Annotated in this window: 19 protein-coding genes and 1 pseudogene; 7 read left to right on the forward strand and 13 right to left on the reverse strand. The window is 64.5% G+C overall.

Features of this window, described 5'->3' with window-relative positions; genetic code table 11:
* Window positions 1-27: 27 nt before the first annotated feature.
* From ACT4ML_RS19120 to ACT4ML_RS19145, 6 genes are all read right to left on the reverse strand, one after another.
* Entirely contained in the window at window positions 28-1,074 is a 1,047-nt protein-coding gene (locus tag ACT4ML_RS19120; RefSeq protein ID WP_444722294.1) for an ABC transporter permease, read from the reverse strand.
* Window positions 1,067-2,314 (reverse strand): ABC transporter permease, encoded by a 1,248-nt coding sequence (locus ACT4ML_RS19125; RefSeq protein ID WP_444722295.1) that lies wholly within the window; start codon window positions 2,312-2,314, stop codon window positions 1,067-1,069. Before ACT4ML_RS19125 ends, ACT4ML_RS19120 begins: the two co-directional genes overlap by 8 nt.
* Complete coding sequence (locus ACT4ML_RS19130) at window positions 2,311-3,954, reverse strand: ABC transporter ATP-binding protein (protein ID WP_444722296.1); 1,644 nt, start codon at window positions 3,952-3,954, stop codon at window positions 2,311-2,313. The genes ACT4ML_RS19125 and ACT4ML_RS19130 overlap by 4 nt, the downstream gene beginning before the upstream one ends.
* Before the next feature lie 4 nt (window positions 3,955-3,958).
* Window positions 3,959-5,011: a BMP family lipoprotein gene (locus tag ACT4ML_RS19135; RefSeq protein WP_444722297.1), complete on the reverse strand. Its 1,053-nt coding sequence runs from the start codon at window positions 5,009-5,011 to the stop codon at window positions 3,959-3,961.
* Between the two features lie 129 nt (window positions 5,012-5,140).
* Window positions 5,141-6,586: a phosphomannomutase gene (locus tag ACT4ML_RS19140; protein WP_444722298.1), complete on the reverse strand. Its 1,446-nt coding sequence runs from the start codon at window positions 6,584-6,586 to the stop codon at window positions 5,141-5,143.
* An 82-nt stretch (window positions 6,587-6,668) separates the two neighbouring features.
* Window positions 6,669-7,307: a MaoC family dehydratase gene (locus ACT4ML_RS19145; RefSeq protein ID WP_444722299.1), complete on the reverse strand. Its 639-nt coding sequence runs from the start codon at window positions 7,305-7,307 to the stop codon at window positions 6,669-6,671.
* Window positions 7,308-7,573: 266 nt separating this feature from the next.
* Between ACT4ML_RS19145 and ACT4ML_RS19150 the strand changes: the two genes are divergently transcribed.
* From ACT4ML_RS19150 to ACT4ML_RS19170, 5 genes are all read left to right on the forward strand, one after another.
* Window positions 7,574-7,888 carry an AbrB/MazE/SpoVT family DNA-binding domain-containing protein gene (locus tag ACT4ML_RS19150; RefSeq protein WP_138244539.1) on the forward strand — a complete coding sequence of 105 codons (315 nt, stop codon included), beginning with the start codon at window positions 7,574-7,576 and terminating at the stop codon, window positions 7,886-7,888.
* Window positions 7,889-7,896: 8 nt separating this feature from the next.
* On the forward strand, window positions 7,897-8,382 hold the full coding sequence (locus ACT4ML_RS19155) for a hypothetical protein (RefSeq protein WP_444722300.1): 486 nt from the start codon (window positions 7,897-7,899) through the stop codon (window positions 8,380-8,382).
* Window positions 8,383-8,424: 42 nt separating this feature from the next.
* Window positions 8,425-8,973, forward strand: a complete 549-nt coding sequence (locus ACT4ML_RS19160) for a poly(R)-hydroxyalkanoic acid synthase subunit (RefSeq protein WP_444722301.1) — start codon at window positions 8,425-8,427, stop codon at window positions 8,971-8,973.
* Window positions 8,970-10,553 carry a class III poly(R)-hydroxyalkanoic acid synthase subunit PhaC gene (gene phaC / locus ACT4ML_RS19165; RefSeq protein ID WP_444722302.1) on the forward strand — a complete coding sequence of 528 codons (1,584 nt, stop codon included), beginning with the start codon at window positions 8,970-8,972 and terminating at the stop codon, window positions 10,551-10,553. The genes ACT4ML_RS19160 and phaC overlap by 4 nt, the downstream gene beginning before the upstream one ends.
* 105 nt (window positions 10,554-10,658) lie before the next feature.
* Window positions 10,659-11,402 carry a beta-ketoacyl-ACP reductase gene (locus tag ACT4ML_RS19170; protein WP_444722303.1) on the forward strand — a complete coding sequence of 248 codons (744 nt, stop codon included), beginning with the start codon at window positions 10,659-10,661 and terminating at the stop codon, window positions 11,400-11,402.
* A gap of 13 nt (window positions 11,403-11,415) precedes the next feature.
* Here ACT4ML_RS19170 and ACT4ML_RS19175 read toward each other — a convergent pair whose 3' ends face one another.
* The 7 genes and pseudogenes from ACT4ML_RS19175 to ACT4ML_RS19205 form a co-directional block, all read right to left on the reverse strand.
* Entirely contained in the window at window positions 11,416-12,051 is a 636-nt protein-coding gene (locus ACT4ML_RS19175) for a hypothetical protein (protein WP_444722304.1), read from the reverse strand.
* 2 nt (window positions 12,052-12,053) lie between these two features.
* Complete coding sequence (locus ACT4ML_RS19180; RefSeq protein ID WP_444722305.1) at window positions 12,054-12,881, reverse strand: DUF4330 domain-containing protein; 828 nt, start codon at window positions 12,879-12,881, stop codon at window positions 12,054-12,056.
* 94 nt (window positions 12,882-12,975) lie between these two features.
* A complete protein-coding gene (locus ACT4ML_RS19185) occupies window positions 12,976-13,464 on the reverse strand; it encodes a metal-dependent hydrolase (protein WP_444722306.1) in 489 nt (162 codons plus the stop codon).
* Complete coding sequence (locus ACT4ML_RS19190; protein ID WP_444722307.1) at window positions 13,457-13,990, reverse strand: DNA-binding protein; 534 nt, start codon at window positions 13,988-13,990, stop codon at window positions 13,457-13,459. The genes ACT4ML_RS19185 and ACT4ML_RS19190 overlap by 8 nt, the downstream gene beginning before the upstream one ends.
* Window positions 13,991-14,057: 67 nt before the next feature.
* Window positions 14,058-14,495 carry a VanZ family protein gene (locus ACT4ML_RS19195; protein WP_444722308.1) on the reverse strand — a complete coding sequence of 146 codons (438 nt, stop codon included), beginning with the start codon at window positions 14,493-14,495 and terminating at the stop codon, window positions 14,058-14,060.
* A 62-nt stretch (window positions 14,496-14,557) separates the two neighbouring features.
* The gene (locus ACT4ML_RS19200) at window positions 14,558-17,371 is read right to left on the reverse strand and encodes a type IV pilin N-terminal domain-containing protein (protein ID WP_444722309.1); all 2,814 of its coding nucleotides are present in this window, start codon (window positions 17,369-17,371) and stop codon (window positions 14,558-14,560) included.
* Between the two features lie 201 nt (window positions 17,372-17,572).
* Window positions 17,573-18,162: pseudogene (locus ACT4ML_RS19205) on the reverse strand (GDP-mannose 4,6-dehydratase).
* Window positions 18,163-18,322: 160 nt separating this feature from the next.
* On the opposite strand from ACT4ML_RS19205, the gene ACT4ML_RS19210 reads away from it, so the two are divergent.
* Together ACT4ML_RS19210 and ACT4ML_RS19215 are read left to right on the forward strand one after the other, a co-directional pair.
* Window positions 18,323-19,795: a sugar transferase gene (locus ACT4ML_RS19210; protein ID WP_444722310.1), complete on the forward strand. Its 1,473-nt coding sequence runs from the start codon at window positions 18,323-18,325 to the stop codon at window positions 19,793-19,795.
* Window positions 19,796-19,916: 121 nt separating this feature from the next.
* Window positions 19,917-21,713 carry an ABC transporter ATP-binding protein gene (locus ACT4ML_RS19215; protein WP_444722311.1) on the forward strand — a complete coding sequence of 599 codons (1,797 nt, stop codon included), beginning with the start codon at window positions 19,917-19,919 and terminating at the stop codon, window positions 21,711-21,713.
* Window positions 21,714-21,805: the final 92 nt, after the last annotated feature.

Raw genomic sequence — 21,805 nt, forward strand, 5'->3', positions numbered from 1 at the left:
TTCGACGGGCGCTGTGGCCGGCGACGGTCAGTCCTCGCCGGACTCGTAGTGGTCGCCGGCGGCGTCCGGCAGTCGGGTGCGTCCGACGAGCACGAGGACGACGATGACCGCCATGTGCGGGATCGTCCGAATGAGTTCCGTCGGAACGGAGTAGCCCGCCGTCTGAAGCATGTCCTGCATCGAATTGAGCCCCGCGAAGAGGAACGACCCGATGAGGGCACCGATCGGGTGGTAGTTCGCGAGCAGGTAGGTCGCGATCGCGATGAACCCGCGGCCGTTGATCGCGGTGTCGCCGGCACCGGTGAACGTGCCGAGCGTCCCGAGGGCGAAGCCCGCGCCGCCGAGTCCGGCGAAGACGCCCGAGAGGAGTACCGCGGCGTAGCGGACCCTGTGGACGTCGATACCGGCCGTATCCAGCGCTTTCGGGTTCTCGCCGCTCGCGACCACCCACCGCCCGAAGTTCGTCCGGGAGAGGAGATACCAGCCCGCGACAGCACCGACGAGCATGATGTACACCTGCGGTTCGGTGTCGAACAGCAGGTAGCCGACGAGCGGAATCTCCGACAGCACCGGGAGGGTCACCTTCCCGAACCGAGTGATACTCGCGGTGTTCGGGCTCTCGAAGAGGATCTGCGAGGCGAACGGTGCCAGCCCGAGCGAGATGAGCCAGACCGCCAGCCCGGCGATGATCTGGTCCGCCTCGAACTCGAGACAGACGATCGCGAAGACGAGTGCGAAGAGGACGCTGACGAGGACGCCGGCCAGCAGTCCCCACCACAGATTCGTCAGGCCGAACGTCGTGCCCGCGTCGCCGAGCCAGTCGACGACGATGATCGAGGAGAACGCCGAGACGATCAGCAGGCCCTCGATGCCGATGTTGATGACGCCGCTCTTCTCGGCGAAGATACCGCCGATCGCCGCGAGGGCGATCGGAACGGCGAGTTGGAGCGTCGACGTCTGCCAGCTCGCCGGCGTCAGCCAGAGACCGAGCAGTAAGACGGCGACGGCACCGAAAGCCGTCGCGAGCGGCCGCCGAGCGAGGAGTTCGCGTGTTCGGTCCAGCGGGTTACGCATCGCCGTCACCCCCATCGTCGGCCGCCGAGTCACCGCCGTCGGGCCGGACCGGCTCCGTCGTTCCGAAATCGACGTATCGTCGGCCGATCAGCCGGAAGAATTCCGGCATCGCGACGAAGAGGATGATGAGCCCGGTCAGGACGCCGACCAGTTCCTTGGGAACGCTCGTGGCGGTCCCGATCGATTGCGAGCCGCTCTCGAAGATGCCGAACAGAAACGCCGCCGCGCCGACGCCGATCGGGCTGTTGCCGGCCAGCACCGAGACGGCGATGCCGTCGAAGCCGAGCGACGGCACGTTCTCGAGCCACTGGCCGTGGACCATCAGTACCCAGAAGGCACCGCCGATCCCGCCGAGCGCACCCGAGAGGGTCATGCTGGCGACGGTCATCCGCTTCTCGTCGACGCCGCCGTAGGCGGCCGCACCCGGCTGCTCACCGCTCGTCCAGAGCTCGTAGCCGAACGATGTCCGAGTGAACAGCCACGCGATGCCGATCATGAGCGCGACGGCGAACGCGAGTGCGAGCAGCGAGAAGTTCACCTCGTCGAACCCGATCACGGGAACGTTCGGTATCTCGGCGTACTGGGGAATCGGTCTCGTCTCCGGATTACTACTATCGGGGTCCTGAAACTGCCAGGAGAGCAGCGTCGACGTGATGCCGGCAGCGATAATGTTGAGCATGATCGTCGTAATGACCTCGTTGGCGTCGGCGTAGGCCTTGAGCGCGCCCGGAATCGCGCCGTAGAGCCCGCCACCGAGCGCGCCCGCGAGGACGCCGAGCGGGATGAGGACGACGGTCCCGACGAATCCGCCGGGAACGACCGACGCCGCGTAGACGACAGTCACGGCCGTCGCGAGGCCACCGACGACCAACTGTCCCTGCGTCCCGATATTGAGCAACCCGGCGCGGAACGCGACTGCGACCGACAGCCCCGCGAAGATCAGCAGCGTCGTCTGCTGGAGCGTCATTGCGAGGCGGTAGTTGGTCAGCGACCAGCCACTCTCGAGCGGGTGGCCCAGCGCCCCGAAGAACAGCTCGTAGTAGACCTGCATCGGGTTGTAACAGAACGTCGTCCCGCCCAGCTGGAGGCCGGTCCGACAGGAGGCGAACGCTCCGGAGACGAAGACGAGGATACCGCCGATGAGGACGGCGGCCAATAGCGCCGCGACGCTGATGACGATCCGGTCGAGGACCGACAGTCGAGCGAGCCGCTCGAGGACCGACTCGAATCGGTCCCTCACTGTGACTCACCCGCCTCGGAACTGTCGTGGGTCTCCTCGTCCGGCCGTTGGCCGGCCATGCGGAGCCCGAGGTCCTCTTCGGTGACGTCGTCGGGGTCGGTGACGTCGATGAACTCGCCCTCGTAGATGACCGCCAACCGGTCCGACAGCGACCGGACCTCGTCGAGATTCGAAGAGACGAGGAGGACCGCGACCCCCTCCCGGCGAAGCTCGAGCAGGCGGTCGTGGATGAACTCGGTCGACCCGATGTCGACGCCGCGGGTCGGATGGGTCGCGACGACGAGCGAGGGGTCGCGTTCGAACTCGCGGCCGACGATGAACTTCTGCTGGTTGCCCCCGGAGAACGAATGCGCCTCCGCGTCGGCGTCCGGCGGTCGGACGTCGTAGGTCTCGATGATGTCTTCGGTGTGGTCGCGGACGCCGTCCCAGTCGATGCGGCCGCCGGCGGCGAACTGCGGCGATCGCTGGCTCCCGAGGAGGCCGTTTTCGACGAGGTCGAACGGCATCACGAGCCCGCGTTCCTGACGATCCTCCGGGATGTAGGCCATCCCGTTCTCGATTCGCTGGCGGCGGGACCACGCCGTGATGTCCGTCCCCTCGTAGGTGATCGTCCCCTCGTCGGGGGTCCTGAGGCCAGTAATCGCTTCGACCAGTTCGGCCTGTCCGTTGCCGTCGACGCCGGCGATACCGAGGATCTCGCCCGCGTGCACGTCGAGGTCGATCCCGGAGACCGCCTCGACGCCGCGGGCGTCCTCGACGGTAACGTCTCGCGTCGAGAGGACGGCGTCGCCCGTCTCGACCGGCTCCGATTCAGCCTCGAGGATGACTTCACGGCCCACCATGCGCTCGGCCAGGTCTTCCCGATTCGTCCGCCCGGGGTCGACCGTTCCGACGGACTTCCCGTCCCGGAGGACGGTGATCGCGTCGGCGGCGTGGGTCGCCTCCTCGAGTTTGTGCGTGATGAAGATGATCGTCTTCCCCTGGGCGGTAAGTTCCTCGAGGACGTCGTAGAGGGCTTCGACCTCTTGGGGTGTGAGAACGGCGGTCGGCTCGTCGAGAATGAGGACGTCCGCACCGCGAAACAGCGCCTTGAGGATCTCGACGCGTTGCTGGACGCCGACGCTTACGTCTTCGACGGCGGCGTCCGGATCGACCTCGAAGCCGTATCGGTCACAGAGGTCGCGAATCTCGCGGCGGATGCGGTCGCGATCGATCGCCATTCCGAACCACTTCGTGGGTTCGTTCCCCAAGGCGATGTTCTCGGCGATCGTCATGGGATCGACCAGCATGAAGTGCTGGTGGATCATCCCGATGCCGGCGTCGATGGCGTCCCGGGGTGAGTCGAACGTCTGCTCCTCGCCGTCGACGACGACCCGTCCCTCCTCGGGCTCGTAGAGTCCGTAGAGGACGTTCATCAGCGTCGTCTTGCCGGCCCCGTTCTCGCCGAGCAGGGCGTGGACGGTTCCCCGTTCGACGCGGAGATCAACGTCGTCGTTCGCCACGACACCTGGGAATCGCTTGGTGATGCCGTCGAGGTGGACGGCGAGATCGCTCCCCGTCTCCGAGAGACCGGCAGCCCCCCGCCCCACCGATTCGGTCGATTCCGTCCCGTCAGTCGTTTCCACTTCCGACTCGGTCATACGGTTACAGGTCGCTTGGGACGTCGATCTCGCCGTCGATGATTGCTTGCCGGGACTCCTCGAGTTGGTCTTTGATCTCCTGTGGGATCTCGTCGCCGAGTTGGTCACCGTAGACGGCGCCGACGCCGTCCTCCTCGAGGCCGAGGGTTTCGGACTCGCCGCCCTCGAAGTTGCCGTCGACGACGGATTGGATGGCGTTGTAGACGGCGTTGTCGACGCGCTTGACCATGCTCGCGAGGATAACGTCGGCGAATTTATCGTTGGAGAGCGACTGGTCGTCGTCGACGCCGAGCGCGAACCGCCCCTCGTCTTGGGCCGCCTGGAAGACGCCGATACCGGTTCGGCCGGCCGCGTGGAAGATGATATCCGCGTCGTTGTTCTGGTACATCGATCGGGCGGTCGACTGTCCCTGGCCCGTATCGTTGAAGTCGCCGACGTACGAGGTGACGACCTCGGCGTCGTCGTTCGCGTACTCGACGCCGGCTCGGAAGCCGGCCTCGAACGACTGGATCAGCGGCGTTTCGGTGCCGCCGACGAAGCCGACGGTGCTGGCGTCGGGGTTCGTCTCGCCGGTACCGGCGGCGAACTCGCGATCGGTTAGCAGGCCGGCCAAGTGACCGACTTGGAACGAGCCCTCGGGCTCGCCGAAGGTGTAGCTCCGAACGTTGTCTTCCTCGACGACCTCGTCGACGATGATGAAGTTCTGGTCCGGATAGTCGGGGGCGTTCTCCGCGAGTGCACCTGCCTGAGCGTAGCCGATACAGTTGATCAGATCGTAGTCGCCGGACTCGGCGAAGTCCCGCTGTGCGCTCTCGAACTGGCCTTCGTTGTCCGGCTCCGTTTCCTGGAACGAGAGGTCGAAGTCCTCGCGCGCCTCCTTGACTCCCTGCTGTGCCATGTCGTTGAACGAGTCGTCGCCGGTGCCGCCGGTCGCGTACACCATCCCGACCTGATACTCCGTGTCGCCGCCGTCGCCGAACCCACCGACGCAGCCGGCGATACCGGCGAGTCCGACTGCACTCGCACCTTCGAGAAACCGCCGTCGATTCTGTGCCATGTGCCGGGATAGCGCAGGGACGTGGTATATACCCGTCGAAACTTCGGAATCTGACTGGTCGGGTGTCAACTATTCGTCTGCTATTCGGTCCATCGTTGTGATCTGTCGTCGATAACTGATGGGTCCGGCTTACGCGGTTTCGGTGACTGCCGTCTCGATGACCGCCCGCGCCTCCGCGACGAGTTCGTCGACGGAATCGCTCTCGGCGTAGAGGCGCACGTAGGGTTCGGTGCCGCTGGGGCGGACGAGCAGCCACGAGGCGTCCGCGAACTCGAGGCGGACGCCGTAGTCCGTGTCGACGGTCGCGTCCGGGAACGCCTCGGGGAGGTCGTCCTCGAGGGCGGCCATGACGTCGGATTTGGCCGGGTCCGGGCACTCGACGCTGACCTTTCGGTAGGGGCGTTCGGTGACCGGCTCCCGGAGCGAGTCGGTGTCGCCGGCGTCGGCGACGAGCGCGGCCACGACCGCGGCGCTCGCGACGCCGTCGATCCAGCCGCCGAAGGCGGTGTGGATGTGTTTCCACGGCTCGGCGGCGAAGACGATCTCGGTGTCGTCGGACCCGCGGGAGCGCTCCCGGGCGATCCCCTCGTGAAGCGACCCCAGTCGGACGCGTTCGACCCGGCCGCCGGCCGCGCGGACCCGCTCGTCGATGCGTGCGGAGGCGTTGGGTGTGGTGACGACGACGGGGTCGGCCGCGTCGCTGTCCGCCGCGTAGCGGGCCGCGACGACGGCGAGGACGGTATCTTCGTGGATCACCTCACCGTCGGGGCCGAGGACGACGAGCCGGTCGGCGTCGCCGTCGTGTGCCAGCCCGAGGTCGAAATTGCCGCTCGCGGCGTTACCGCTCGCCTCGTCCGAGGCGCGTGGGGCCTCGCTGTCCCCAGCGAGGAACTCGGTGAACTCCGAGAGCGTCTCCGGGGTCGGTTTGCTCTCCCGGCCGGGGAAGTGGCCGTCGACGGACGCGTTGATCGCGACGACATCGGCCCCGAGGCGCTCGAGGACCTGCGGCGTCGCGAGCGCGCCGACGCCGTTCCCGCAGTCGACGGCGACCCGAAGCCCCGCGAGGGGGTTGTCCGGGCTCTCGTCGCCGTCTCGAGACCGAGCGCCGAATTGCTCGCGAACGTAGGTTTCGACGGCCGAGCGGTAGCGATCGAGGACCGCGAGCCGCTCGGACTCGCCCCACTCGTCCCAGCGGGCGAGCCGGGAGTCGTCGCTCGCGACGCGGTCGTCGATGATCCGTTCGGCGTCGCTGTCGTACTCGACGCCGTCGACGAAGAGTTTGATGCCGTTGTCCTCGGGCGGGTTGTGGCTCGCGGTGAGCATCACGCCGCGACGCCCCTGCGAGGCGAAGGCGAGTGCGGGCGTGGGCACCTGTCCGACGCGGCGGACGTCCGCACCGGCGCTCTCGAGGCCGGCTTCCATCGCCGCCGCGAGCGCCGGCCCCGTTACCCGGCCGTCGCGGCCGACGACGAACGTTTCTCCGGGCTCGCCGGCGGCTCGACCGACCGAAAGCGCCAGCGACGGCGATACCTCATCGACCGGACCGCGGATTCCCGCGGTTCCAAAGAGAGTCATGTGCGCCCGTTCCGCGAGCAGCTACTTAGCAACGTTGCAACGGCTTGATCGACGGCAACGGGCCTCGAGCCGTCGAAACCGGCTATTCGGCCGGCAGGTCGTCGATCAGGACGACGGCCTCGCCGTCGATCACGGTCGCGTCGTCGTCCTCGTCGCGGACGACCGTCTCGAGCCGGTACTGGTCGTTGCCGAGGTCCTCGACGATCTCGACGCGGGCCGAGACCCGATCGTCGATGCCGACGGGGCCGCTGAACTCGAGGTCCTGCGAGAGGTAGATGGTGAGGCCGGGGAGCCGAGCGAGGGCGGCGCTGATGAGCCCGGAGACGAGCGTGCCGTGGACGATGCGTTCGCCGAAGCGGGTGTCGGCCGCGAAGTCCTCGTCGAGGTGGAGTCGGTTCGTGTCGCCGCTGACGGCGGCGAACGCCCGAACGTCCTCGTCGGTCAACGCCTTCTCGAAGGTGACGGTGTCGCCGACGCTGATGTGGTCGGGGTCGTCGACGGTCCGGTCGAACTGCCAGTCGAGATCGGCGTAGTCGACCGACGGGACCGACGGGGCGACCCTGTTCGTCTCCGGCTCGTCCTCGCCGTCGGTGGACGGGACCATCGCGGAAACGGCCGCACGGTTCGCCGCTGTCGCAGTTCGAAGAAACCCTCGCGTCATCGCCGACCACGCGTTCGTCATGGCCGTCAGGTTGTCTTCGCCGCGGTTCTGGTATGGCATCTACGGGCGGCTAAGAGTGGGGTATATATTACTTCTTTGGCTGTCACAACGCGGTTTTACCGCTCTGAAATACCGGTAAAATCCGGTTGGAACGCCGCTCTCTGGCACAGGTAGCCCGAAATCGTGACTCCCTCGAGTCATCCCTAGCCAGTCGTGACGGTCACCAGAACCGTCAATCGGTGCGCCGATCCGGTCTATACCATTCTCTGCCATCTAATGGTATCTAGTGGAAAGGCTTATCATGTCTGCGATCCAATGATCTATCGATGACGGACGACTCCGACCGATCGCCCTGGTTCCCGCCCGCGATGTTTACCGAGCAGATGCAGGAAGCGGGCGAACAGGTCGCGGAATCCCAGCAGGAGATGATGAAACAGTTGTTGCAGGCCACGTCGGCGAACCCGCTCGAGAACACGTCGGCCTTCGGGCCGATGAACATGGGTACGGCGACGTTCAAGGCCCGCGTCCAGAGCGGCGGTCGGATCAGCATTCCCGGCCCCGAACGGGAGGCCCTCGACATCGAAGAGGGCGATATCGTCCAGACGATCGTCGTCCCCGTCAAACGCGACCGAGAGGAGTAATCACAACCATGACCCAGAACCCATTCACCGCAGTCTTCGACGCACAGCGCACCGCACTCGAACAGAGCCAGTCCCTGACCCACGACGCCCTCGAGGCCCAGCAGACCTCGATCAGCGCCTTCGCCGACGCGATCGAGACCTCGAGTTCGCTCGCCGAGTCCAACGCCGAGCTGACCAAGGGCGCGATCCACGCCTACTTCGACGCCCTCGAGGCCTCGCTGCCCGAGGAGGCCGCCGACTTCGGCGAACTCCGCGAACTCGTCGACGAGAGCTTCGAGTCGGCCACCGAGGCCCAGACCCAGTCGATCGACGCCTCCCTCGAAGCGCTCGAGGAGTCCGAAGTCGCCTACGAGGAGTTCGCGGCGAGCTACTCCGAGGTCGTCGACACCTCCTTCGACGCAGCACTCGAGGCCCACGAGCAGGTCGAGGAGAACGTCGGTGCCGTCGCCGAAAACGTCGAAGAGGCCGCCGACGAGTTCGACGTCTCGGCGTAACCCGGGGAACCGCTTTTCACAGTACGTAATCAATTTTCACCCATGTCCGACTCACAACCCCCCGTGCAGGACTGGAACGCGTTCGCCGAACAGTGGAACGAGCAATTCCTCGAGGCGCTCGAGGACAACATGGAGGCGCAGGCGGAGTTCGTCGAGAGTTGGTCAGAGACGGTCGGCGAGGTCAGCGAGGACAACGAACTCTCCGACGGCGTCGAGGGCTACGCGAAGGCCTACGAGACGTGGATGACCGCCTCCCAGCAGATGGTCGACCGGATGAACGACCAACTGGAGGGCGAGGACGTCGACATCGAGGAGTTCCGCGACATCTGGCTCAACACGGCAAACGACGCGTTCAAGGACGTCATGTCGACGACCGCCTTCGCCAAGATGACCGGCGAGACGGTCGGCGACGTGCTCGAACTCCAGCAGGAGGCCGACGAGGCGGCCCAGGAGACGCTCCGGACGCTCGGGTTCGCGACCGAGGAGGACGTGGTCGAGATCGGCGACCGCCTCGTCGAACTCGAGCGCCGCCAGCACGCCGTCGAGGAGAAACTCGACCGCGTCCTCGAGCACCTCGAAACCGAGCAATGAACAACCCCTTCGCAACCGCGCTGAACATGCAACGGCAGGCCTGGGAGGCGACCGCCGATCTGGCCGAGAAGACGCAGGTCGCCCCCGAGCGCACCGAAACCGTCGAGAACATCGAGGTCGGGCAGACGCCGAGCGAGGTCGTCTACGAGGAGAACAAGCTCCGGCTCCTCCACTACGAGCCGATGACCGAGGAGCAACACGATATCCCTATCCTCGTCGTCTACGCGCTGATCAACAAGCCGTACATCCTCGATCTCCAGCCCGACCGCTCGGTCGTCCAGACGCTGCTCGAGGCCGGCTTCGACGTCTACCTGATCGACTGGGGCGAGCCGTCCAAACTCGACCGCTCGCTCTCGCTCGACGACTACGTCAACCGGTACGTCGACAACTGCGTCGACGTGGTCCGCGAGCGCTCCGGGCAGGATTCGATCAACATCCTCGGCTACTGCATGGGCGGGACGAAGTCGGCCATGTACGCCTCGCTGTACCCCGAGAAGGTCGAGAACCTCGCGCTGATGGCCTCGGGGCTGTGCTTTGCCGGCGACGGCGGCGTCCTCGAGCTCTGGGGTGCCGAGGACTACTACGACCCCGAAGCTGTCACCGAGACCTTCGACAACGTCCCCGCCGGGTTCTTAGACGTCGGCTTCGCGCTGATGGACCCGATCGCGAACAACGTGACGAAGTACGTCCGGTTCTACGACAACATGGAAGACGAGGACTTCGTCGAGAACTTCGCGCGCATGGAGCGCTGGCTCGACGAGGGGATCGATATGGCCGGCGAGGCCTACGAGGAGTTCATCCGCGACATCTACCAGGACAACAAGCTCTACGAGAACGAGCTTCGGCTGGGCGGGGAACACGTCGACATCACGACTATCGACATGCCCGTCCTCCAGATCGTCGCCGAGTACGACCACCTCATTCCTCCGGAGGCCTCCAAACCGTTCAACGACGCGATCGCATCCGAGGATACCGAGGTCCTCGAGTTCCCGACGGGCCACATCGGGATGTCCGTCTCCTCGCGGAGCCACGAGGAACTCTGGCCGCAGGTCTGTGACTGGTTCGAGGAGCGGTCGAACGGAACCGAAGTCGAATCAGAGCCCTCGACGCCCGAGCCCACGGACGCGGACGCCGCCCTCGCCGAGGACGTCGAAGGCGACGAATCCGGTGCCGAAGATCTCGCGGACGGCGGAGCGAGCGTCGAGACCGGGTCGGATGCCGAGACGGATCTCGACGCGGAGACGAGCGACCGTCACGGCGAGGATCGTTCCGCGGACGAAATCGTCGAACGCGGCGAAGATGACGTGCAGGCGGAACCCGCGGAACCCGGCGAGATGACCGTCGACGAGGACGTCGTCGAGGAAGTCGCGGGCGAGGAAGCCGCGTCCGAAATCGAGGCCGAAACCGACGATCTCACCGATCTGACTGGCGTCGGCGGGGCGTACGCCGACGATCTCACGGCGGCCGGGATCGAGACGTTCGACCAACTCGCCGCGGCCGACGTGGCCGAACTCGCCGCCGAAACCGGCATCTCGCCGAGCCGGCTCGAGGACTGGATCGAACAGGCTCGAGAGCTGTAGCGCGGTCTCCTTCCCGTCGGGGGCCGCCAGTCGGGTTGTTCTCTTCCATAGTCGGGTGGCAACTAACGAGTTGTTATTTATCACCGGTCGTCGAATGTGTGACTCATGTCCATGGATGGTCGCACCTGCGTAATCACGGGGTCGGCGAAGGGGATCGGTCGCGGAATCGCCGAGTACCTCGGCGAAGAGGGGGCGAACGTGGTGATCAACTATCGGACCTCCGAGGGAGACGCCTACGAGGCCGTCGACGCCATCGAGTCGGCGGGCGGCTCCGCCGTCGCGGCCCAAGCCGACGTGTCCACCCGCGAAGCGGTCGAACACATGCGCGAGGTCTGCCACGAGGCCTTCGGCCAGTGCGACGTGCTGGTGAACAACGCCGGCATCACCGCCGACAAGCAGTTCACCGAGATGTCCCGCGAGGAGTGGGATCGCGTGATGGACGTCAACCTCGGCGGCATGTTCAACTGCACGCAACTGTTCTACGACGACATCTGGAACGCCGACGAGGGCCGGCTGATCAACATCTCGAGCGTCGTCGGGAAACAGGGCAACTTCGGACAGGCAAACTACGCGGCCGCCAAAAGCGGGATGTTCGGCTTCACGCGGACGATCGCGCTCGAACTCGCTAAGGGCGGCTCGACTGCCAACTGCGTCGCACCCGGGTTCACCCGGACGGACATGCTCGAGAGCGTCCCCGACGCGGTGCTCGAGCGGATCGTTTCGGGCATCCCGCTCGAGCGGTTAGCGGAGGTCGAGGACGTCGCCGCGGTGGTTCGGTTCCTCGCGAGCGAGGATTCGTCGTACGTGACCGGCGAAGTGATCGACGTCAACGGCGGGATGGACCTGTAGTCGGTTCCGGTTCTCAGTTCTCTCGATCGGGGCCTTCGTTGCCAGCAGTCTCCGCCGGTTCGTTCGCAGGCTCGTCCGACTCGTTCTTCCCGGTTCTCCGGTGGGACTCGGGGGGCTCTGGCGGCTCAAATGCCGCCGCGAGCAGTGAGACTGGTCGGCTTTCACGGAGTTCCCCGAGCGACCGCGTCGATCGGAGCGCGACCGCCGAGAGCGCCGCGGCGACGAGGTGGCCGGCGAACAGCGCGATCGAGAGCGCGCCCAACAGGGTGAGCGCGAGCAACGAAACTGGTACGCAGGCGAGACCGACCGCGCCGGCGGTTCGAATCGGCTGTGCCCGAACCGCCCCGGCGGCTCGCGACACTGCGGGTTCGGTCCGCGAATTCGCGTAGCCGTCCGCGAGCCGGTCGCCCGCCGACTCGAGGACTCGAATGATCGGGCCGACCGTGTAGGTTTCCCGAAGGTCGATCACGATCACGTCCGGGTCGGGCTCTGCCGTGAGCCACCGATAGCAGTACGAGGCACGGACCCACTGGGAGATCGTCTCGCCGAGGCGGCGCAGGCCGCTGGCCTCGACCGCGGCGGCGGCCCGCTCGGGGAGCGACTCGAGGAATCGAACGACCCGCGACCGCTCGAGTGCGCGATCCAGCATGATCAGTCGGTCTCGTCGATCGGTTCCGACGGCCCGCGGCGGAGCAGGTCGCCGCTGACATCGTAGCGCTCCATCCGGAGGGTGAGTCGAGAGCCGGTCTCGAGCGACCGGCCGCCGAACGTCTGCGTACCGGCTCGGTTGAACGTCACGAGATCCGCCTCGAGATCGACGACGACTGCCGACGAATTGTCCAGTTCGGTCGTCGTAACGTCGGTGACGGTCGCGACGGTTCGCCCGGCGAACCGGTACTCGTCGCCCACCTCGATCGCGTCGGCCGTCGTCGCAGACACGTTCGACTCGAGTCGAACGGTCGTCCGTGCGGTTCGCAGCGTCGTGCCTTCCTCCTCGAGTCGCTGGACGGTTCCCTCGAGTTCGTAATCAGCGGTGTCGATCGCCACGTCCGAACCGATTCGAACCGAATCGTTGTCGAACTGGAACGCGGTTTCGTCGGCGTCGGCCGGCGGATACTCACCGTCGATTTCGGCGCGGACGACCACGTGTCCGTCGTCACCGCCGTTCGTCGGGGAGACGTACACGTCGGTGAGCGTGAGGTTGTGACCCTCGGTAGCGACGGCCACCTGATCGCCCTCCGCAACGGTCTCCGCGACGTAATCTGGCTGGGTACCGAGGTCGATCGTGGCGTAGCGCGTCGCCTGCTGGCTCGTATTGTTGTCGTCTCCCGTCTGGGGACCGCCGATTCCGTTGCCGTCGTTGAGGGCACCGACGACGGCGATGCCTGCGACCAGAACGGCGACGAGGAGACAGACGGCGAGCGCGTCGATGACGTTGACGACGCCGAAGAGGTTTCCCTCGTCGTCGATCAGCGGCATGAAGTCCTCCGGATGTTCATGCGGGAGAAAGCCGGTTGCGGGACCATAGGCATTGTTATGTCGATGCTCTCGACGAGAGCGGTCGCCGGGCAGCCTACTGCGGTCGAATTGCGAACCTGTCGAGTGCGAACGCGATCGCCGCAACCGAGACGGCGACCGTGAGGACCGCCGGATCCGAGGACACGTAGAGGCTCGGCGTCGGATGGCGCGCCCACGTGAACGGGTACAACCACGCGCCGGCGGCCCCGTCGGCGTAGGCCTTGACCCCGTCGATCACATAGTGGGAGAGCACGCCCGCAAGAAGGGCCGCAAACACCCGTCGATGCCGGTCGGCGACGACCATCGCGCCGATGCCCGCGAGGACGATACCGCCGCCGAACGTCGACAGCGCATCGAAGTCGAACGGGGTCCCGAGAATACCCTCGAGCGTTCCGTTCGCGACGAGCAGGGTGATCCGATTGAGGTCCGGCAAGATTGCACCGACCATTACGACGGCGATCCAGCGGTCCGGGATCGGGCGATACCAGCTCGCGACCGTACAGCCCGCGTACGCGAGCAGGACGTGTGAAAGGAGATCAGCCACGGCGGTGCCCCTCCGTGTGGTCGGCGTCGGGTTTCGAGTCGGTGGCTCTCGGTTCGAACGCGAGTTCCCGAACATCGATCCGCCAGTGACGGAGGAAGTACCCCGCCGCGAGTAGCAGGCCGACGACCGACGCCCCGAGTTTGAACGCGGCCGCCGATGAATCCCGGTTCACGACCACCGTTCGATCCGCGTGCATCGTCGACGCCGACTCGAGGACGCCGTACACCTGTACGACACCGCCAGGTTCCACTCGCTGTTCGACGCCGGTGACCGCGAGTTCGGCGGCGACTTCATCGCTGTCGTCCGTGACGCGGATGGTGATCGTTTCGGCGTCGGCATCGACGGCTCGAACCTCGCCGAACAGGAGCACGCGGTCGCCGACGAACGCGTCGGCTCCCCGGTCCTGAATCTGATCGCCGGTCGGGTGGGGCCAGTTCTCGTCGTACGCCGCGCCGTAGTGGACACAGAGCCCACCGAGGGCGACGAGCAGTGTGGCGACGACGGCGAGCCTGATCGCGGGACGCATTCGGTGCCCGCGACGATGGACGGCGCGTCCTTGATCGTATCGATGCTCGAGCGACTCGGTTCTCGACTCAGGACCGGCGCTCGAGTCCGGCGAGCGCGAGTGCGGTCCCAGCTCCGACAGTGTTGCTCGCGATATCGGCCATCGATGCGACGCGGGTGGGGCGGAACAGCTGTCCGGCCTCCATCAGCGCGCCGTAGGTGATCGTGACGCAGAATAGCAGGAGAATCGTGTGGGTGACGGACATCTTGCGATCGGGAACGGCATACTCGAGGCTCAGCGCCAGCGCCGCGTACGCGAGCCCGTGGCGCAGGTCGAACCAGCCGAGTTCGGGGATGGCGACGACCGCTGCCCGCGTGCTATCGGCGGGCGGGGTCAGTGACGCCTCGAGGGGCACCGTGATCGGCGGCGGCGATGTAACGACTGACCAGTAACAGATGAGCCCGGCAACGAGGACGGCCGGGACCCATCGAACGGGCGGCCCCCGAAACGAGAGACGAGCGGGCATCGCCAGCGCGTTGTCCGTCGGCCGGTATAGTAAGGCGGCGGCTGCTACTCGTCAGGAGCGGATTACCTGTCGAGACGTTCGTGGCTGATCGCCTCGCTCCCCTTGAACACGATCACGACCGCAACCGGATCACGGTCCCGCTCGCTCGCCTCGTCGAGGTCCACTGTCGTGGCATCGCCCTTCGAAACCGTTTCGTAGTCGTCCCAGCCCTGCGGTTCGTGCATCGTCGGTTCGACGACGACCCCGAGGTCATCGGCGGCAATCTCATCACCGCCCGCGTGTTCGATGGTCACGCTCCCATCGTCGGCGTCGTATTCGACATCGAACTCGGTATCCGGGACGACGACGTGCTCGGTGACCGCCCGCGGCTCATCGGGAACGGTCCACTCGACCGTGATCTCGGTACCGGCCTGGTACTCCCCGAGTTCGATCTCTTCACCGTCGGTCAGCGTCTCGTACTCGTCGGCCGGCTGTACGTCGGCCGGTTCGTCGTCGACGAGGAACCGGAAGGCATCGGCGTCGCGGTTCGTCTCCTCACGGTAGACGGCGACGAGGCCTTGGTCGCGTTCTTCGATTCTAAACGCCAACCGTGGCTCCGGCGTGAAGTGGAACAGCGACCGGTGGGAGACGTAGCCGTCCCCCTCCTGGACCAGCATAACCGAGATCCGATCATCGATCGCTACGTCTTCGATCACCACGCTATCGCCCTCCGTGAGAGTGTCGTACTGCTGGGCGAACAGGGGCTCCCCGTCACCCGATTGGGGACCGTCACCAGCGTGGTCGACCGACAGCGCCGACGGGTCGGCAGGCTGTGTGCTCGTATAGACGAGTTCGATCGTCTCCGTCTCGGGCTCGTAAACCGCGTCGAGCGCGTCCCGGCCAACGGTGATACGACCGAGACCGTATTCGGTGTCGTCGGGCCCTTCCCAGACGAGTTCGACCGATTCGAACGGGGCACCAGCAACGCGTACGTCATCACCGGGTGAGATCGTCTCGTACTCGTCGGCCGGCTGTGTCGCCGCCGGTTCGTCGTTGATCCGCAGTTCGAGGGCATCGGCGGCGATCTCGTCGCCCTCTCGGTACTCGCCGACGACCGTTCCCTCGGCGTCGTCGTACGTGAAATCGACGCGACCGTCCGGACGAAGGACATGCTCCTCGATGACGACGGGATCGTCCGGATCGGGCTCGAGCCACTCGACGGTCACGGTGGTTCCGTGTGAGACCTCGCCGAGCTCGAGTTCGCTGTTCGCCGACAGGGTATCGGTTACGTCCGCGAACTGCGTTTCGGCGGGCTCGTCGCCGATCAGCACGCGGAATTCGTCCGCATCGTGTTCCCGATCACCCAGGTACCGTGCGATGAGGGTCCCCTCGCGGCGATCGAGGTAGATACGCGGCGGTCGAACGCGAATCTGTGCCAGCGACCGCTGTCCACGGTTCGGATTGGCCGGTGCCGTCGGCTCGAGCGAGACTCGGTCACCGAGTGTCACGTCTTCGACCGTGATGGTTTCGCCCTGTCCGAGCGATCCCGACACGCTCTCGAGATCCCCGAGCGTCGTTCGTTCGGTCCTCGTCGGTCCGTTGTTTCGGTCCTGGCCGCCGTCGCGCTGCCGGTGAACGATCTCGAGACGGCCCGGATCCGCATCGAGTTCGCCGACGTATGTGATCTCTACCGCGTCCGCCTCGGGATCGTGGCTCGCCTCGAACGATTCCGAACCGACGAGCGTCGTGGCGTAATAGTAGTAGACGTCCTCGCCCTCGTCGAACCAGCGGAGCCCGACATTTGCGACCGGCCCTGTCTCGAGTTCGACGGAATCTCCCTCGGTAAACGTGTCGTACTCATCGGCGAGCTGTCGATCCGCGAGTTCGCCGTCGATCCATACCTCGAGGTCCGCAGCGTCGATCGCTTCGCCGTCGACGTGTTCGAACGTCACCCGTCCCTCGTCGGCGCTCGACTTCGCCCGAACGCGGGCGTCGGGCGCTGCGTCACGGTCGCGTTCGGGCGGCAGGTCGATGACCGCCTCGACGTGGGCGAACGTCCCGTCCCGCTCGATCGTTGTCTCGACGAACTCGCCCTGCTCGATGCGCTCGAGTTGCTCGAGGATCCAGTCGTCGTCGACGTCAGCATCCGACGCGAGTTCCAAGACGTACTCGGACTCGACCGTCCCGGTCCCCGACCGCTCCGCCGGCGACTCTTCGAAGCCTGCGCCGAACGATTCGACGCTGTCGTCGAACTCGAGATAGTCGATCGCCTCGAGGTCAGGGAAGAACACGACGAACGCCGCGGACTCGAGCCGCTCGAAGACGGATTCGGTCGCGTCGGGACTGACGAGGACCGTTTCAGTCTCTCCGGTGGCGGCATCGACCGCCGTTCCGGCAATCTCCGTCGGATCCGTTTCGGTCGCCGAGACGGCGATCAGTCGGTCATCTGCAGCGGCGAAGGCCTCGTCATCACTCACCTCGGCGATTCGCCAGTCACCTTGTTCCTCAGTGTCGGTGGCATCCGTGCTCGGGCGGTCAAACGAACCAGTCGCGGCACTGAGCCGGAGATCACCGTTCTCCGTGTCGACCGAAACGACGTCCGATACCGCTTCCGGCTCTATCTCGCCGTCGACCTCCGCTACCTCCTCCAGGATCTGGCGCGTCTGATAGTCGACGGTCTCCGCGTCTCTTCCATCCACGTGGGAGTACTGCAGTCGGAGGTAGTTCGCGTCGAGGGCCGCATCCGCGGGGAGCAGTTCGAGGACGGTCTCGAGGTCGCCGTCGGTCGGCGATGTCATTTGGCCGTCGTCAGTTTGGTTCGTCGCCGCGCCGGCAGAACCGGAGAGGGCAACGGTCGCGACGATACCGCTTCCGACGATGACTTCGCGTCTTCGCATAGCTGGACCTTTCGAACGAATCACAGTTAAATGGATTGGATATTGAAATGTGTATTTCGGTGGATTGTTTGGAACGTATACAAAATCCGTACTCGTCACGGGATCGGCTCGAGCCGTCACAGGTCTCCTCGGGAGGGTGGCAGACAATCGAGGTCTGAGCCACCGCTTGAGATCGCGGAGGTAATTAGAGAGGATGTGCGGTTATGACGAGCGGACGAGCGGATCGTACCACTCGCGGTTCTCGCGGTACCAGTCGATGAACTTCGAGACGCCCTCACGGATGTCGACAGTGGGCTCGTAGCCGAGTACGTCGTTGGCTTTCGAGATGTCGGCGTGCGTGTGTTCGGCGTCGCCCTCGCGGGCCTCGTCGAACTCGAGCTCGAGGCTGGGATCGATCGCGTCGCGGATGACTTCTGCGAGCGTGAGAATGTCGATATTGTCAGTCGAGCCGACGTTGAGGATCTCGCCGTCGGCGCTGTCGTCCGTGAGAAGTTGTTCGTTGACCCGGACGATGTCCTCGAGGAGGTTCATCGTTCCGTTCACGTTGTACTCGTTGACCTTCTTCGGCTGCTCGACGCTCGTCCGAACGCCCGCTTGAGCCGCCTGGTGGTAGACGATATCCGCGTCCGCGATCAGACCGTCGATCAACTCCGCGTCGGTGATCGTCCCCTCCACGAGATCATAGTACGGTTCGAAGTCATCGAGCACGGTCACGTCGTGGCCGCGCCCTGTGATGGCCTCCGCGATGTGACCGCCGATGAAGACCGACTGCCCGTGATGAGAACGTCTATTATGGTGGACGAAATCGCAGCCAGTACAAAATCGATGCGTCTCCGCGCTGACTGCTCGAACGGCTTTGTCTCGAATCGGCCACAATCACTATATAGAGGTATGTCAGCACACTAGCCGTTTCAAAGAGTATATGAGCATGCAGTTCCCTCACTGTATTCGATGCTTACCGGCTGGCGGTATCGGTTCGCGAGCGCGACCGGCACGGCGTGTCTCGTCGTCGCCGCAGTCCTCGCGGCTAATCACCCGTCCTCTCAATCCGCGTTCACGACGGTCGTCCCCCTGTTTGATCGGTTAGATCCAACCGTCTTGAGCGGCTCGTCACTCCGATGGGCGCTGACACTGAGCGTCATCGCTATTGCGGGAGTCGTCTGGCCCCTCTACAAGCCACGGCCACGGCGCATTCTCGATACGGTCTTTCTCGTCCAGAAGCGCGTCATCGTCGGTGGATTTGCACTGGCGACGCTCGGATACTTCAAGTGGTCCCACCGGTTGCCGCGGGCGACGCTCGTGATGAGCATCGGGTTGCTCGTCGTCGCACTCCCCGCCTGGTTCCTCCTGATCCGTGCCCGACCGACCGGTACCGACGGCCGTACGTTGCTCGTCGGCGACGATCCCGAACAGATCAAACGCGTCGCATCCACCGTCGATACGCTGGTTCTCGGTTACCTCTGTCCCACGATTGCCGGGTCTCGAGCCGAATCCGCATCCCCGTCCGACACGACAGGCGAGGCGGTCGCCGACGGCGGCATCGAACTTCGCCACGACGGGCTCGCCGATCTCGAGTCCGGATTCGATCGATCGGGACTGTCCGGATCGTTGTCTCGACTCGGCGGTCTCTCCCGACTCGAGGACGTCCTCGTCGAGTACGACGTCGACACCGTCGTACTGGCGTTCCGGCAGGCCGACCGCGCAGAGTTCTTCGGCGCGCTCGATGCCTGTCACGAACACGGTGTCGACGCGAAAGTCCACCGGGAGTACGCCGACAGCGTGCTGGTCTCGGAGGGTGACGTTGGTGAATTGGTCGACGTGGATCTCGAGCCGTGGGATCCGTTGGATCACTTGTTCAAGCGGCTGTTCGATATCGTCTTCGCGACGGCCGGTTTGCTGGCGTTCGCCCCGTTGATGCTGGTGATCGCCGCCGCGATCAAACTCGATAGTCCCGGTCCGGTATTCTACAATCAGCATCGAACCGCGGGCTTCGGCGACACGTTTCCCGTCTACAAGTTCCGCTCGATGCGGCCCGAGGGGGCCGACGCGACGCCTACTGACGACGCGGAGAACGATCGGATTACGCGCGTCGGGCGCGTGCTCCGGAAGACGCACCTCGACGAACTGCCCCAGCTCTGGTCGATCTTCGTCGGCGACATGAGCGTCGTCGGCCCGCGCGCCGCCTGGACCGAGGAGGAAGTGCTGCTCGAGAAAGACACGCCGTCGTGGCGCAAACGCTGGTTCGTCAAACCCGGACTGACCGGACTGGCCCAGATTCACGATGCCAACAGTACCGATCCGAACACGAAGTTGCGGTACGACCTTGAGTACATTCGCAGGCAATCATTCTGGTTTGATCTGAAGATCGTGATCCGCCAGATATGGACGGTGGTTGTCGATATCAGGAAAATCGTTCGCCGATAATCGGAAACGGAAGACCTACGTGAAACCACGTTTCGTCTCCCGTTGCGGCGGTGATCAGAATTGCTCGTGCTTATGTACCTGCCGACGAACCCTGTAGCAAGTTCGACTCTCTACTATCAGTATGTTCGATGAAGACAAGGGAATCTCCCGTACAGAGAAAATTGAGGCGTTGGCTGCCGTCGCAAAGTACAATCCGACCTTCACCGGCGGTATTATCGCGCTCAGCATCGTCGCCGCGTTACTCGAAGCCGTCGGGCTGAGTTTCATCCTCCCGATTATAGAACTCGTTCAACTCGACGGCGATCCGACCGCGGACGCCAACGGGCTGTTGTTGGCGTTCGTAACAGTGTATCAGACCCTGGGGATTCCGTTCACGTTGGGATTCGTCGTCGCAGGCGTCACGGTCGTGATGACGGTTCGGTATACGACATCGTTCGTAGTCGGATGGCTCCGTGCTGCAGTCCAAACCTACTATATCCGAGACATTCAGAAGCGCGCGTTCGGTAACGCGCTCGATGCACGGATCGAGTACTTCGACAGGGAAGGATCGGATGATATCCTCAACGCGATTATTACGCAGACGAACTACGCGGGTCGCGTCATTCAGCGATGTATAAAGCTCGTTGAACAGTCCTTTCTGGCACTGGTGTACCTCGCGATCGCACTCATAATCTCACCCACGCTCACGCTTTTCGCCCTCGTCGTCCTCGGTGGCATCACCTACCTGCTGCGTAGCGTGATCAAGCCCGGATACGAGTTGGGCGACGAAGTCGCGGACGCAAACGAGGAGCGACAGGAAGCGGTTCAGGCCGGAACGCAGGGGATACGAGACACTCGAGTCTTCGGGCTATCCGAGGAGCTGTACGGCGATTTCGTCGACGCCGTCGAGAAGTTCACCAGATCGCAGATCACCCTCCGGCGAAACGAAGCGGCGCTGAACAACTTCTACAACCTCACCGTCGCGGTCTCGGTGTTCGTGTTGATCTACGTGGCGATCAGTTTCGCGAGTCTGTCGTTCAGCAGTCTCGGGGTGTTCCTCTTCGCGATGTTTCAGCTCGGGCCGAAAGCAAGTATGGTCAACCAGCTCCTGTATCAGATCGAGAACGACCTCCCGCATCTCATCCGGACGCAGGAATTCATTCGAGAGTTAGAGCAGTTCGAGGAGCCGACCGAGACGAGCCGTTCGACGCCGAGTACGGTCGAGCGGGTCGAGTTTGACGACATCCGGTTCTCGTACGACGAGGACACCGAGATCCTCCGTGGTATCGATTTCGAGGTGGAGAAAGGCGAGTTCGTCGCGTTCGTCGGCCAGTCCGGGGCCGGGAAGTCGACGATCGTCTCGCTGCTCGCCCGGATGTACGAGCCCGATTCCGGCTCGGTCGAAGCGAACGGCGTTCCGATTCACGAAATGGACATCACCGAGTGGCGAGAGCGGCTCGCCGTCGTGAGACAAGACCCCTATATCTTCGGCGATACGCTCGAGTACAACCTCACGATCGGGAACCGAAACGCGTCCAGAGACGAACTCGATCGCGTCTGCGAAATCGCCAAGGTCGACGAGTTCTTCGACGAACTGCCGAAGGGATACGACACGCTACTCGGCGACGACGGCGTCCGTCTCTCGGGCGGCCAGAAGCAACGGGTCGCACTGGCGAGAGCGCTGTTGAAAGACGCCGATCTCCTCGTGCTGGACGAGGCGACGAGCGACCTCGACTCGAATCTCGAGCAGGACGTCCAGCGTGCGATCGAAGCGCTTGACCGCGATTACGCGACGATCGCTATCGCACACCGTCTCTCCACGGTGCAGAACGCGGATCGGATTTACACGGTTGAAAACGGTCGAATTATCGAGGCCGGGGGACATCGCGAATTGATCCAGAACGACGGTAAATACGCCGAGTTACATTCTATCCAATAAATATACACAGCATATGTTATTTCAAAATCGCTATCTCGTATAGGAATAGGAGTCTTGTTGAATTTCTCCGTTGATAGGCACGCTGGATACAG

The sequence above is a fragment of the Natrinema sp. LN54 genome (genome assembly GCF_052439245.1).
GTDB classification, from domain to species: Archaea; Halobacteriota; Halobacteria; order Halobacteriales; family Natrialbaceae; genus Natrinema; species Natrinema versiforme_A.